Origin of the sequence: Pseudomonas sp. PDM27 (assembly GCF_019219205.1) — a bacterium.
GTDB classification, from domain to species: domain Bacteria; phylum Pseudomonadota; class Gammaproteobacteria; order Pseudomonadales; family Pseudomonadaceae; genus Aquipseudomonas; species Aquipseudomonas laurylsulfatiphila.
On the sequence record NZ_JAHUWF010000001.1, the window covers coordinates 628,904 to 643,370 of the forward strand.

The window sequence follows — 14,467 nt, forward strand, 5'->3', positions numbered from 1 at the left end:
CTATTTGCCATCACTGTGTCCACTGTCCGCTTTTGGCCGATCTCTGCCGGTCGCGAGAGACAGAAAACGACCCTTTGCAGCCATCCGAAAACACTCAGACACGCACTCTCAATCTGCGAAATGGATGACGTGAGCCGCCTGTCAGGCGCGAACCTGGTCGAATAGCTTTTGCAGAAATACATCACCCGCCACAGAGTCTGAAAGCAAGTAATGTCCAGACCAATTGTCCCAGCCGGCCGTCAGCTTGAACTCAGCACACTGGAAATTTCGGTGAATTTGTTCACTGATGCCTATGACGGGTGAACCCACCCGTTTGAACCCTCGAAGGTTGATCAGATCTTCAGCTATCGATAGCCAACAAGCGTCTGACGACTCGTTGAAATCAAGTGTCAGATGACCATTAGCTGCCTTATGGAGAGTTGGGTTCATTCGTTTCCGTCCAAGATGTGACGCGAAGGGAAATGCACAAGCGTGGTTGAAAACGGACCAAGAATACACATCAGTTCTCGCTTGCTGCATAAGCTACTGTTTCGCTAATAGAGTGTCCACGGGCCGCTTTTGGCCGTTTTCTGCCTGTGGTGACCGGCTGAAAACGACCCTAAGCGATCACTCGAAACATTGATCAACGTAAACCCGCAGGAATGTATCCTCTATGGACACTCTGAATTCCGAGGACTTGTTGCCGGAGTTTTACACTCGCTTTTTGCCGCCGCCAACCCATTAAAATCACCGGCCCAGCGCCGGCGTTTCCGTTATCGTCACGCAGCGTACAACCAGGCCTGGCCGCTATTCACTGCGCAGAGCCGCCACCGGATGCAGGCGGGCCGCCCGCAGTGCCGGCGCCAGGCCGGCGAGAATGCCGAGTACCGCTGCCAGCAGCAGCGCCAGCAGCAGAAACAGCGGCTGCAGCGCCAAGGGCAGGCTCGGCATGGCCAGGTGCAGTAGCCCGAGCAGCAGGCCCATCAACAGCAGACCCAGCAGACCACCGGCCAGGGACAGCAGCGTCGCTTCGGCGAGAAACAGCCCGAGCACCTGCCGCGGACTGGCACCAATCGCCCGCAACAGGCCGATTTCCGCCGTGCGCTCGCCCACAGTGGTGGTCATGATGGTGAGAATGCCGACGGCGCCGACCAACAGGGAAATGCCCCCCAAGGCACCGATGGCCAGGCTCAGGGTGCCGAGAACGCGGTTGAAGCTGCGCAGCATGTCGTCCTGGGTGCTCAGGCTGAAGTCCTCCTCGCCGTGCCGTTCGCCGAGCACCTGGCGAATCTGCTGACTCAACGCCCGCGAAGTGGTGCCGGCGCCGAACACCACATGGACTTTGACCACCCCGGTGCGGTTGAACAGGCTTTCGGCCCAATCCACCGGGATGTAGGCGATATCGTCGAGGTTGAAGCCGAGCAACTGGCCCTTCTGCGCCATCACGCCGATCACCCGGAAACGCACGCCGCCGACGCGGACCAGTTCGCCCAGCGGATTGCGTGCACCGAACAGCTCGACACGCAGCTGATGGCCGAGCACCACATAGGGCGGCGAACGACCGTCACGGGCCACGGGCAGGAACTCGCCCAGGCTCAGCTGCATACGCCAGGCCTGCGCCAACTGATGGCCGCCACCGAGAATGTCGCTGCGCCGGCTCAGTTGACCGTACTGGATATCCCCGCTGCCCGGAATGATCGGCACCGCCGCCTCGACATGCGGCAAGCGCCGCAGGGCGTCGGTATCACTGATGGTCAGTGGCCGTACGCTGCCGAGCAGACCGCCGAGACCGCTGGTCTGGGTCTTGCCCGGGCGCACGGTGATGATCCGCGTACCAAACTGCGAGAAGTTCTCCAGCACATAGCCACGCACGCCTTCGCCTATGGCCGTGAGCAGCGTCACAGCGGCTATCCCGATCGCTACCCCGAGCAGGGTCAGCAGGCTGCGCAAAGGTCGACAGGTCAGCGCCGAGCTGGTCAGCCGGAAACCATCTTGCCAGCGCATCAGTGTGCTCCCGGCGGGCGTAGCGCCGCCACCGGCTCCAGCGCCGAGGCCCGAGCGGCCGGCAGCCAGGCGAACAGCAGCGCCGTGCCGAATGCCAGCAGCACCGCGCTGGCCCGCGCCCACCAGGGTGCATAGAGCGGCAGATCGAACGCCAGGCGCCCCAGCCAGAGCAAGGTTTCGGCCAGCAGTAGCCCCGCCAGCGCCCCCGCCAGGGCGAGCAGCGCCGCCTCGCCGAGGAACAGCAGGCGCAATTGCGCCGCCGTCACACCTATGGCTTTGAGCAGGCCGATCTCGGCGCTGCGCTGGCTCACCGCAATCCAGGTCACGTTCATGATCAGGATGCCAGCCACCAGCAGGCTGATCGCGGCAATCCCGGCCACCGCCAGGGTCAGCACCGTGAGTATCTCGTCGAAGGAACTGAGCAGGCTGTCCTGGCTGATCAGGGTGACGTCTTCCTCACCCTCGTGGCGCTCCTTGAGCGCGGCGAGTATCAGCCGCTTGCTGCGCTCGAGAAAGCTCGGTCCACGCACCTCGACAAACACTCGCAACAACCCCTCGCGATTGAACAAGGCCTGGGCACTGGCCACCGGGATGATCAACATTTCGGCGAAATCCATCCCCAGGGATTCGCCCCGCTCACTGAGGATACCGACCACCCGGAAGCGCCGGTCGCCGGCGCGCAACCATTCACCCAGGGCCGGGCGCGCACCGAACAGTTCGCGCCGGAGTTTGCCGCCGATCACGCAGACGGCCTCGCCCTGCTCAGGGTCCAGCGCCGGCAGGGGCTGGCCCTGGACGACCGTCAGTTGGCGAATGGCGAAGAAGTCCCGGGTGGTGCCCAGGGTCAGCACCTCACGATTGCGGTTGCCGACTATCACTTCCATCTGCCCGGCCTGCATCGGCGCGACCCGGCGGATGCCCGGCAACCGGGTGATGGCCTGGACGTCCTGCAAGGTCAACTCGTGCGGTGTCAGGCCGGTGAGCGGCGGCATGCGCCCCGTGGTTTCCTTGCGGCCCGGGAAAACGATCAGGATGTCGCGCCCGAGCACCGAGAACTCGTTCAGGACGAAGGCCCGCGCGCCCGCGCCGAGACCGGTGAGCAGATTGACCGCCACCACCCCGATAGCGATGGCCAGCAGCAGCATCAGGCTGCGCGAGCGATGCCCACGCAAGGCGCCGAGCCAGAAGGCCAGGGCATCGGCGGCGCGCATCAGGCCAGCGCCTGCTGCGACGCAGCACTGTGGATCCGCCCGTCACGCATGTGCAACTGGCGTTGCGCACGGGCGCCCAGGCTGGCGTCGTGGGTCACCACTATCAGGGTCAGCCCCTCGTCGTTGAGCTCCTCCAGCAGGCTGAAAACTTCGGCGCCGGCCTGGCTATCGAGATTGCCGGTGGGCTCGTCGGCCAACAACAGCGCCGGTTGCATGACCATCGCCCGGGCGATGGCGACGCGCTGGCGCTGACCGCCGGACAGCTCGCCCGGGCGGTGGGCAATGCGATCGCCCAGCCCCAGGCGCGCCACCAATTGGCTGCTGCGCTTGTGCCGTTGCGCCGCGCCGATACCGGCGAGGACCATCGGCAGCTCGATGTTTTCCAGCACCGTCAGCCGTGCGATCAGGTGGTAGGACTGGAACACGAAACCTATCAGTTGGCTGCGCAATTGGGCGCGCCGCGCCTCGCTCAGCGTCGCCGTGGCCTCGCCCTGCAGCCAGTATTCGCCGGCGCTCGGCGCATCGAGCAAACCGAGGATGTTCAGCAGGGTCGACTTGCCCGAGCCCGACGGCCCCATCACCGCCACGTAGTCACCGGCGGCGATGTCCAGGTCCAGGCCGTCCAGCCCCATCACCTGCTGCTCGCCCAACTGGAAGCTGCGGCTGCCGCCGCGCAGGCGGATCATTGCTGAGTCTCCGCCGCATCCACCGGGATCACCGACACGGTGTCCTTGAGCCCTTCCTGCTCGAGGCTGGCGACTATGCGCGCGTCCTCGTCCAGCCCGGCGAGCACCTCGGTCCAGCGCCAGTTGCTCAACCCGGTTTGCACCTCAACCTCGCGCAACACCCGGGCGCTCGGGTCATAGCGCAGCACGCGCTGCCCCTCCAGCAGGGTCTCGGTGGGGATGCGCAAAGCACGTTCGCGCTGCTCCAGGAGGATCTCGACATCGGCGCTATAGCCGGTGAGCAGGACCAGATCGGCCGGCGGCTGGTCGAAGCGCACCTCGACATCGACGGTGCGCGCCTGCTTCTCCAGTTCACGCACATAGGGCGCGATGCGGCTGACGCGGCCAGCGAACTGCTGGCCACGGAAGGCATCCAGGGTGATCCGCACCGCGGTTCCGGGGCGAACCCGGGCAGCGTCCACTTCATCGATCGGCGCCTCGACATACAGGCAGCTGTCGTCGATCAGGTCGACCGCCGGCGGCGTGGGAATACCCGGCGGCGAAGGGGTGACGAACTCGCCGAGTTCGCCGTTGATTTCTGCGACTACGCCAGCGAATGGCGCACGCAGGGTCGTCTGCTCCAGCAGTGAACGCTGCAACTGCAGGCTGGCGTCGGCCTCGCGGATCAGCACGGCACTGGCATTGCACATCAGCTTCGCCAGGTTAGCCTTGGTCTCGGCCTGATCGAGGCGGTCGGCGGCAACCAGCTTGCGGTCGGCCAACTGGCCCAGGCGATCGAGGTCGCGCCGGTCCAGATGAGCCTGCTGGCAGCGCTGTTCGCGGGCGTTGCGTTGGGCCTCCAACCGCGCCTCGGCCTCCTGCAACCGGGCCTGCTGCTCGACCTGCCGCAAGCGCATGAGCACCTGACCCGCCTGGACCCGCTGGCCCTCGGCGATCAGCAACTCGGCAACCTGGCCGCCGACATTGAAGGACAGATGCGAGCGCCGACAGGACTTCAGCGTACCCGCGCGCGTGTTGGCCACCAGTGTCTCCACCGGCCCGCGCTCAACCTCCAGCAGCCTGACCGGCAACGGCTGTGGTCGACTCAACCAGCCGCCCAGCACCACCAGACAGGCCAGCATCGACGAGCCAATCAATAATCTGCGCATGGACTTCACCTCCTCCCCACATGGCTTGAGCCTAGGTCAGGAGGGTGAAAGAACAACGCGAAACGTCATTTATCCGACGTTTTTCAGACGAGCGTCAGACGAGCGCCAGATAAATGGCGAATGAGATTTATTTCTCTCGCAACGGCTGTTCGCCAAGCCATGCCAACTCAATAGAACGCCTTGCCGCGGCGACGCTGCGACGTCGAAATATCTCCGGAAACTGTGCCACGCTTTGCCCATATCCGGATGTCTTCACGCGGCCAGGAACGGTCATTCCAATCCTGTTTGCGCGAAACCTTGGAATTGGCCAACACGCCCTCATAACAGGGGCTATACACAACGTCCCCGAGAGGAAGGACAGACCATGACCAGACAAACCGAAACTGCCATTCTCGCCGGCGGCTGCTTCTGGGGCATGCAGGATCTGCTGCGGCGCTATCCCGGTGTGCTGCACACGCGGGTCGGTTATACCGGCGGCGATGTGCCGAATGCCACCTATCGCAACCATGGCAACCACGCCGAAGCCATCGAGATCGTCTTCGACCCTGCCGTGATCAGCTACCGGCAGATCCTTGAGTTCTTCTTCCAGATACACGACCCCAGCACGCCCAACCGTCAGGGTAATGACCAGGGCCCCAGCTATCGTTCGGCGATCTACTACCTCGATGAACAGCAACGCGACATTGCCGAGGACACCGCTGCCGATGTCGATGCTTCACACCTTTGGCCGGGCCGAGTAGTCACCGAAATAGAACCGGCCGGGCCTTTTTGGGAAGCGGAACCAGAGCACCAGGATTACCTCGAACGCATACCGAATGGCTACACATGCCACTTCATCCGCCCGAACTGGAAGCTCCCCAAGCGCGCCTGAAAGTCGAGTTCATGAGGCGCAGAGGAGACCGATTCTGACCGCTGGCTGCCTTTCGTGAAGGGCAGCTTTGGATTGGCTCCTGACTTCAAAACCATCGCCGGCTTTCGCAAAGACAACGGCAAAGCCATTCGCAGCGTCTGTCGTCAGTTCGTAGTGCTTTGTCGCAACCTCAATCTTTTCTCTGCGATGAGGGTTCGCCGACAGACAGTTGAGCATCCTTACGTACCACTCAAATATTGGATGAGAGAAAACGCGGTTGCAGAAAGGATCTGAGTTAACCATGGTGCTCAATCATGAAGAGCACTGGCAGAATCCCATCGCCTGCGCCATCCTGGGTGCGACAAAGCCCTGGCTATTCAGGGCTTTGTAGTTTCTGAAGCTTGCGTTTTCCACTCGGTCTTTTTTGGATCCTTTGCGCACCTTTTCAGTCGTTTGCGCAACGCCAGACCTCCGATACCAACTCCCCCCACCAAATCCGAACCCATTCGAAAGCACATGCGTTAGTGCCATCTTCCGGGGCTTCAGGGCGACCCAGGTCGGGCCAGCCCGGTTGCCGCGTCATCGGGATTCACAGGATTAAGCGTTGGGGGCACGACCTGATCGCGAAGCGCCAATACGGTGAAGCCCTCTCTTATAAGTAGATCCGAGCGCTTAGGTCACTTCTGCTGTTTCAGTTTGCCTCTGACTGACATGACTGATCTTGAACCAGATGGAATACATCGCCGGCAGGAACACCAGTGTCACGATGGTTCCGACGAACGTACCTCCGATCAGTGTGTAAGCCAGGGTTCCCCAGAAGACGGAGTGCGTCAGCGGAATGAACGCCAGGATGGCCGCCAGCGCTGTGAGCAGCACCGGGCGAGCGCGCTGTACTGTGGCTTCGATCACTGCATGGAACGGATCCAGTCCCTCTAGTGCGTTGTGATGGATTTGCCCAATCAGAATCAGCGTATTACGCATCAGAATGCCCGACAGGGCGATCAGCCCCACCAACGCATTGATTCCAAACGGCTGCTGGAAGACCAGCAGTGTCGGGACCACACCAATCAGTCCGAGTGGCGAGGTGAGGAACACCATGATCATCGCCGAGACCGAACGCACCTGCAGGATGATGATCAGCAGCGTGACGGCAATCATGATCGGCAACAGCGGCAGTATCGCCTGACCGGCCTTGCCCGACTCCTCGATAGCCCCCGACTGCTCGATACGATAGCCATCCGGCAACTTGCCGATCACCGGTTGCAGTTCCTTCATGATCACGCTTGAGACGTCCGGTGGCTGCAAGCCTTCGGCAATGTCGCCACGCACAGTAATGGTCGGCGTGCGGTCACGACGCCGAAGGACAGGATCCTCCATGCGCACGTCCACTGCCCCTACCTGGGACAGCGGAATCCGCTGGCCCGCCGTGCCCACTAGCGTAAAGCCTTCTATTTTTGCAGGGTCGAGCCGGATATCACCCGCAGCACGTCCGATCACTTGCACCGAACGAATGTCTTCACGAACGGCCGTGATCGGCACCCCGGCCAGCAGGAACTGCAACTGCTGTGCGACAGCACTGGAGGTCAGCCCCACCGCCTGCAAGCGGTCCTGGTCCAGGGTGAAATGCAGCGTGGGTGTCAGCGGCCCCCAGTCAGTGTTGACGGTTCGCATCAAGGGGCTCGCCTGCATCACTGCCTGTACCTGAGCGGCGATCTCGCGCAATGTCGACGGGTCAGGCCCCATCACCCGATAGGCGACAGGAAAAGGTGAATATGGACCAAACACCAACTGCGTAACCCTGACACGCGCTTGCGGGGCAAGCCCTTCAGCGACGGCCTCGCGAATACGGAACTTGAGGGCCTCCCGTGCCTCCTGACTCTCCGTCAACACCACAATCTTGGCGAATGACGGATCAGGGAGCTCCGGCGCCATGGCCAGGTAGAAACGCGGCGCACCTTGTCCGATATAGGCCGTGACGATTTTTGCTTCATCCTGCTTTTGCAGCCAGGCCTCGACTTTGGCGGTGGTGAGGCTGGTCTGCTCGATTGAGGCTCCATAGGGCATTTGCACTTCAACCAACACTTCAGGACGATCCGAGGTGGGGAAGAACTGCTTCTTGACCAGGCTCATGCCGACAATCGCCAGGACAAATGTTGCGATAACAGTACCGGCCACCAGCCATTTGTGGGCGATGACGCGCGTCAAAATCCGGCGGAAGCGGTTGTAGTTGGCGGTGTTGTAAATGGCCGCCTGCCCCCCTTCGACCTTTTCGATCTTCGGCAACATCTTCACACCCAGATAGGGGGTAAAGGCCACCGCAACCACCCATGAGGCAATCAGGGCAATGCCCACGATCCAGAACATGTTGCTGGTGTACTCACCGGCTGTCGACTGTGCGAAGCCGTTGGGCAAAAAGCCGATAGCGGTCACCAGGGTGCCGGAAAGCATCGGTGCGGCCGTATGACTCCAGGCATAGGCGGACGCTTTGATGCGGTCGTAGCCTTCCTCCATTTTTACCACCATCATCTCGATCGCAATGATGGCGTCGTCCACCAGCAGCCCCAGTGCCAGAATCAGCGACCCGAGGGTAATACGGTCAAAGTTCTTGCCCGTGGCCGCCATCACCACAAACACCACGGCCAGGGTCAGCGGCACCGCCGCCGCCACGACAATACCGACATGCCAGCCCATGCTGAGAAAGCACACCAGCATCACAACCAGCAAGGCGACGAAGAACTTGATCATGAATTCGTCGACGGCCGAACTGATATTCACAGACTGATCGGTGACCTTGGTAAGCGTCATGCCCAGCGGCATGCCTTCATTGATCCTGGTCGTCTCCACGTCCAGTGCCTTGCCCAGATCAAGACCGTTCCAGCCCTCGCGCATCACGACACCCAGTAACAGCGCTTGCTCACCGTTATTACGCACCAGGAAGGTCGCCGGATCTTCGTAACCACGCTCGACCGTCGCCACGTCCGAGAGCTTCAAGGTTCGCCCCTGAATCGCAAGCGGTGTGTCACGAATCTTCTGCATCTTGTCGAAGGCACCGTCAAGACGAAGGAAGACTTCTGGCCCCTTGGTTTCAATGGAGCCGGCTGGCGTGAGCACGTTCTGATTATTCAGCGCGGCAAAAATATCCTGGGGAGATACGCCCAGCGTGGCCAACCGATCATGGGATAAGGAGACAAAGATGCGTTCGCTCTGCTCACCAATGATGTTGACCTTTTTCACACCCGGCACATGCAACAGGCGCTGGCGCAGCGATTCCGCATCACGTACCAGCAGTCGCTGCGGCTCGCCTTTGGCTTTCAAGGCAAAAAGCGCAAAGGTCACATCTGAAAACTCGTCGTTGACCATCGGGCCAATCACACCCGCCGGAAGTTTGATCGCCTCATCGTCGAGCTTTTTGCGTGCCTGATAGAACTCCTCCTGCACTTGGGAAGGCGGAGTGCGATCGAGCAGTGTCACCACGGTGAAGGCGAGACCCGGACGGGTGTAGGTTTCCGTGCGGTCGTACCATTTCAATTCTTGCAGGCGTTTTTCCAGTGGCTCGGCGACCTGGTCCTGCATCTCCTGCGCCGTAGCGCCCGGCCACGCCGTGATGACCGTCAGCTGCTTGACCGTAAACGGCGGGTCTTCCGCACGCCCCAGTTGGAAAAACGCCAGGATCCCTGCGACACCGATCAGGAAGATCAGGAACACCGTGATCGAACGCTCGCGAACGGCGAGCGCCGAAAGATTGAAGCGCCCCTGGCTCATGGATGGCTCCCGGCAACTTCGACGTCACCCTGTCGAGCCAGCCTCACCTCTTCACCCTCACGCAGCAGATGTGCACCTAACGCGACAACTTGCTCACCGACCTTGAGATCACCTGCAACTCGCGCTGCATCATCGTCCACGCTCAAAATACGCACAGGTCTCCAAGTCACCTTCGCGGGGTTGCCCGCAACAATCCAGACGCCGGCACCTTTGCCCGGGTCATGGACAGCAGCCAGCGGCACTTGCAACACCTGACCATTTGCGCTGCCTTCGGCGATCCGCAGAGTGACAGTCGAACCTAACGGCGCATTGGCCAGCGCGCCCTCGAGCACATACCGCGCCTCAAATGTGCGCGTCATGCGATCGGCCGAATCGGAAAGCAACCTCAGCCTGGCTGTCACTGCATCCGTGGCGTTGCCATAAAGCGTTGCCTGCGCGGTGGAACCTGCCGCCGGACGCAGCGTTTCGGGCAAGTGCACAATGGCTTCGCGCTGCCCTGCCCGCGCCAGTCGAACCACAGCCTGTCCCGGGCTGACGACTTGTCCTGGCTCGGCAAGTGTCTCCACCACTACTCCGTCGGAATCAGCAAACAACACGGCGTAACCCGACGCATTGCGAGCGACGTCTGCCTGCGCTTGCGCCGCACTGAGCTGTGCTTTTGCGGTATCAGCCGCGGCTTTGACCTGATCGTACGCCGAGGCAGAAATGGCTCCGGCGGCAACCAGGTCGCGATATCGAGCCTCGTCATCCGCTGTTTGTCTGGCTCGCGCCCGAGCGGCCATGACCGACTCTTGCTGTGCCCGCGCCTGCAACCCGAGATCGATCGGGTCGAGGCGCATGAGTGGCTGACCCCGCTTGACCGTCTGGCCAGTGTCAACCAGGCGCTCAAGTATCTTGCCCGAGACCCGAAAGCCCAGGTCAGCCTGAACGCGGGCGACCACGATGCCAGTGAAAGATCGTGAAGCCTCGGACGCCCCCTGAACCGCAGAGGACCTCACCAAAGGAGCATGCGTGCGTGGATCATCAACGACGGATGAGTCGCCACACGCCGTCAGGACGAGAGGCAACAGACAAACGGCAATCGGGACAGGTAGAAGCCGGCGCATGGGTTCCGTTACTCAACAATTGGACATGCCCAGTATTTTCGGCACTGTGACCACTTATGTCAATGGTCACAAAATAACTGACAGACAGCAAAAAACAATAGACTTCATTGATTGACAGAATGTGACCTTTAATTAATATGGTCACAATCAATCCTCATTGAAGGAACCCAAATGCCTCCTCTACACCCAATCGCTCTTTTGGTGACCGCCAGTTTGATGGCCGGCTGTGCGGTCGGTCCGGACTATCAACGACCGAGCCTCCCTCTTTCCGATCGTTATCTGGGTCAACCAGCTGTTGAGCACAGGCCTGCAACCGTGCCGACCAGTCTCGTGAGCTGGTGGGATAGTTTTGGAGATCCCGTGCTGACCGACTTCGTCTCCAAGGCTCTTGAACAGAACCTGGATCTGGCGCAAGCGGCAGCGCGAGTCACACAGGCACGGGCAGGATTGGGTGCCGCAAATGCCGCCTTGTTGCCCTCCGGGAGCATCGATGGCCAGGCCGCGCGCTCCTACCAATCCATCGAGACGCCACTCGGCCAGGTTTTGAACTCGATGCCTGGCTATGATCGGTACGGAAGTTCTTACGAGCTCAACCTCAATGCTGGCTGGGAAGTTGATGTCTTTGGCGGCCTGAGACGCGGACGCGAAGCCGCACTCGCCGAGTACCAGGCCTCCGAGGCGGGCGCGACCGCCACGCGATTGGCGGTTGCAGCACAGACGGCCGATATCTACATCACTATCCGTGGATTGCAGGCCCGGCTGGACATTGCCAAGCGACAAGTCGAAACCCGGCAGGGACTGCTGGAGAAAGTCCGCTTGCTCTACGGCAAGGGCCTCGCTGCCAACTACCAGGTTCAGCAGACTGAGGGAGAGTTAGCGCAAGTCCAGGCGACACTACCAGTGCTCCAGACTGGCCTGGATGCTGCCATGAATGCACTGGATGTCATGCTCGGCACACCGCCCGGCACTCACCGCACGCAACTGGCAGATACGGGGAGCATTCCTCTTGCGCCGCAGATCAAGGTCTGGGGAACACCGGCCGATCTGCTGCGCCGCAGGCCAGATCTGATCGTGGCTGAACGCCGCCTGGCAGCCTCGAATGCGCGCATCGGTGTGGCGATTGCCGAGTACTACCCGAAATTCTCGCTCAGCGCATTGCTGGGTAGTGCCACAGCTGTATCCGGCGGCAACCTTTTCACTGGCGGCGCCAATCAGTCGGCGGGTGCACTGGGGCTGCGCTGGAGGCTTTTTGACTTCGGCCGCATAAACGCTCAAATCGATCAAGCCAAGGGACAAGAAGCCGAAGCGCTAGCCGCTTACCGCCAGTCGGTTTTACGCGCCACTGAGGATGTCGAGAATGCCTTCTCCGCTCTGGTGAATCGCGACACTCAGGCAACCACTCTCGCTGGAGGCGAGGCCTCTCTGACACAGGCTCGCCAATCGTCGTTCATTGCCTACGAAAAAGGCACAGCCAGTCTGATTGATGTTCTGCACGCCGACGAAACGATGCTGCAGGCCTCCGATGCCCGAGCGCAGGCACGGACGGAATCGGCACGGGCCGCGGTTGCGGCATTCAAGGCGCTCGGCGGCGGCTGGCAACCTCCTGAAACCCTGCCTGTTGCGTCGCGATGAAGCTCGCCAGCGGTGCAGTGTCCAGGCTTCAACCTTTCTCTCTGAGAAATGGCCCGATATACAGGTCCTTGAGCGTCTGGATTCGGGAGGCAACACGCACTCCCGAACCGACATTTGCGATGTAACAACGCTCAGCTAGAAACGGTAGCTGACAGAAGTACCGAGCCCGCTCGCACTGTTCTTGTATTTGGCACTGTATGCACCTCTCGTTGCCGAGCTGTCATTGACCTCTACGCTCTCCTCCCAAAGGTAGGAATAAGCGAGGTCGATCGTGACATTTTCCACCGGCGTCCAGCCGGCACCGAAGCTGACAACCTTTCGGTCGCCCGTAGGAATCCGGGGCCCGCGATTGGTGTTGTTGGTGGGTGACTGATCAACCGAAAACCCGCCACGAAGCACCCATTGATTATTCAATTGATAGGTCGCACCGATAGCGTGAGCCCACGTGTCATGCCAGTTCTGCTCTTCGGTAATCGTGGTAACTGACCTTGGAGTGATAGGTCAGCCCCAGGCGGGTCTGATCTGTCGCCTGCACCAGCACACCGGCGTTGAATCCAAGTGCGGTGTCATCGCCAGTGCTTTTGAGCTTGCCGTCATTAAGTCCCGGGCTTAGTGGATTGGGCACCATCCCCGATATTTCACCGCCGATACGGTTAATGGTCGGACCGAATCCGATCGAAATATTTTCGTTAAAGGCTTAGCTGATGGTCGGCTGGAAAGTCATTGTGGTGACTTCGCTCTTGTTGGCGTAATAGCGTCCGGCAAAACCACTGCCGTAGTCAGTGATCAACCCAAAAGGCACATAAAACCCGACGCCGAATGCCCAATGGTCATCGATGGGTTTGACGTAATACCCCATTGGTACGGTGGTCGTGGGCACCATGTCGCCCTCTTCCGTCCCTCCAAACGTACTGCGAGTCTGGCTGATATCAGACTTGGCGAACAGCGTGGCCGCCCCCACGTTGGCCTGCTCTCGTTTAAGCCGCGCCATGCCCGCCGGATTGCCGAAGAGGGTACTGGCGTCTTCCGCAGATGAAGATCGACCGGCAAAACCGGATCCCATCCCGCTGATGCTTTGTTCGTTGAGCGCGAAGCCACCGGCAAGCACATTGGAGGACGCAAGCACGACTGCCAGGCCAACGGGGCTCTTGAGTTTTATTTTTTCATGGCCTGGACTCTATGGGTGTCACTGAAAGAGAACATCGAGAACTACAGCGCCCCATATTATCCTTTCGACCAATTTGGTCAGTAGTCACAAACAGCAAAGTTGATCGTCTTCCCGGCACTCATGTACCGGGAACAGAAAACGCAATGAAGGGGATGTCGCCTCGACTCAAATCACCTGAAACGCGTCAAGGCATGAGGCTGCGCAAGATGAGGTTGGAGGTCAGCGTGGGCGCCTCCTCAATAAAGTCCAGATTGTGTTGCAGCAGCAGAGGATTGACGAAAGGTCGCAGCGCCAGATTGATCGACTCTACTGTTTCGTCCAGCGGGGTTTTGCGCTCGAACTCTCCAATTTCTCGCCCTTGACGCACGATCTCAAAGATAAAGCGCTTGATCTGTGCTTCATAAACCTGGGCACTGTCCCAGCCCTCCGAAGCGGAAAATGCCGCGATGTCGTAGAGCTTGCGATCATTGAAGAAGAGGTCCACACCCGTGGCAATGACGGTTTTTACCAGTCTGCGGAAACGCTCGGTTGGTGAAATCGCGTCTGCATTAACAGCCTGTTCGACTGCCGCAACGATCTGCCCCAAGCAGTTTGAGCAGATCGCTTCGCCGATCGCCTGCTTGGAATCAAAGAATTTATAGATGTACGCTTTGGAAAAACCGATGGCCTTCGCCAGGTCGGAAACCGTGGTTTTACCGTAGCCATACTGACTGAAGTGCTCGTTGGCAGCAGCGACAATCTGGTCTCGAATGTCGTGCTCCGCTGGGCCACGAATGCTCGGCGAGGAGGTAGGTATTGATGGCTGATTCATGACAGCAGCTTACTCATCCTATCGTAGACTGACAACTCGTGACTCCACAGGAATATGGTCACAATACCGCCGCCTTACGTTTTTTAGAAGTGGGCGTGCAGGGCGTCATG

At 60.3% G+C, this 14,467-nt stretch carries 10 protein-coding genes and 3 pseudogenes; 3 read left to right on the forward strand and 10 right to left on the reverse strand.

Translation table 11 applies throughout. From position 1 onward, the window contains the following. Positions 1-141: 141 nt before the first annotated feature. The 5 genes from KW838_RS02850 to KW838_RS02870 all read right to left on the reverse strand — a co-directional run bounded on the left by KW838_RS02850 (position 142) and on the right by KW838_RS02870 (position 5,028). Complete coding sequence (locus KW838_RS02850; RefSeq protein WP_218500306.1) at positions 142-429, reverse strand: hypothetical protein; 288 nt, start codon at positions 427-429, stop codon at positions 142-144. A gap of 357 nt (positions 430-786) precedes the next feature. Then, positions 787-1,983, reverse strand: coding sequence for an ABC transporter permease (locus tag KW838_RS02855; protein WP_218500307.1), 1,197 nt, complete (start codon positions 1,981-1,983; stop codon positions 787-789). Beyond that, the gene (locus KW838_RS02860; protein ID WP_218500308.1) at positions 1,983-3,194 is read right to left on the reverse strand and encodes an ABC transporter permease; all 1,212 of its coding nucleotides are present in this window, start codon (positions 3,192-3,194) and stop codon (positions 1,983-1,985) included. Before KW838_RS02860 ends, KW838_RS02855 begins: the two co-directional genes overlap by 1 nt. Next, positions 3,194-3,880 (reverse strand): ABC transporter ATP-binding protein, encoded by a 687-nt coding sequence (locus KW838_RS02865; RefSeq protein WP_218500309.1) that lies wholly within the window; start codon positions 3,878-3,880, stop codon positions 3,194-3,196. The genes KW838_RS02860 and KW838_RS02865 overlap by 1 nt, the downstream gene beginning before the upstream one ends. Beyond that, complete coding sequence (locus KW838_RS02870; protein ID WP_218500310.1) at positions 3,877-5,028, reverse strand: efflux RND transporter periplasmic adaptor subunit; 1,152 nt, start codon at positions 5,026-5,028, stop codon at positions 3,877-3,879. Before KW838_RS02870 ends, KW838_RS02865 begins: the two co-directional genes overlap by 4 nt. 364 nt (positions 5,029-5,392) lie before the next feature. On the opposite strand from KW838_RS02870, the gene msrA reads away from it, so the two are divergent. After that, on the forward strand, positions 5,393-5,899 hold the full coding sequence (gene msrA, locus KW838_RS02875) for a peptide-methionine (S)-S-oxide reductase MsrA (RefSeq protein ID WP_218479886.1): 507 nt from the start codon (positions 5,393-5,395) through the stop codon (positions 5,897-5,899). A 72-nt stretch (positions 5,900-5,971) separates the two neighbouring features. After that, positions 5,972-6,082: pseudogene (locus tag KW838_RS29385) on the forward strand (hypothetical protein); the annotation flags it as partial. A 282-nt stretch (positions 6,083-6,364) separates the two neighbouring features. Here KW838_RS29385 and KW838_RS29390 read toward each other — a convergent pair. From KW838_RS29390 to KW838_RS02885, 3 genes and pseudogenes are all read right to left on the reverse strand, one after another. Further along, positions 6,365-6,522: pseudogene (locus tag KW838_RS29390) on the reverse strand (beta-ketoacyl-ACP synthase II); the annotation flags it as partial. 28 nt (positions 6,523-6,550) lie between these two features. Next, complete coding sequence (locus tag KW838_RS02880) at positions 6,551-9,640, reverse strand: efflux RND transporter permease subunit (RefSeq protein WP_218500311.1); 3,090 nt, start codon at positions 9,638-9,640, stop codon at positions 6,551-6,553. Then, a complete protein-coding gene (locus KW838_RS02885) occupies positions 9,637-10,746 on the reverse strand; it encodes an efflux RND transporter periplasmic adaptor subunit (protein ID WP_218500312.1) in 1,110 nt (369 codons plus the stop codon). Before KW838_RS02885 ends, KW838_RS02880 begins: the two co-directional genes overlap by 4 nt. 171 nt (positions 10,747-10,917) lie before the next feature. Between KW838_RS02885 and KW838_RS02890 the strand changes: the two genes are divergently transcribed. Then, positions 10,918-12,378, forward strand: coding sequence for an efflux transporter outer membrane subunit (locus KW838_RS02890; protein WP_218500313.1), 1,461 nt, complete (start codon positions 10,918-10,920; stop codon positions 12,376-12,378). Between the two features lie 135 nt (positions 12,379-12,513). Here the strand turns inward: KW838_RS02890 and KW838_RS02895 are convergent. Next, positions 12,514-13,537 (reverse strand): annotated as a pseudogene (locus KW838_RS02895) (OmpP1/FadL family transporter). A gap of 193 nt (positions 13,538-13,730) precedes the next feature. Then, positions 13,731-14,357, reverse strand: coding sequence for a TetR/AcrR family transcriptional regulator (locus KW838_RS02900; protein ID WP_218500314.1), 627 nt, complete (start codon positions 14,355-14,357; stop codon positions 13,731-13,733). Positions 14,358-14,467 lie beyond the last annotated feature (110 nt).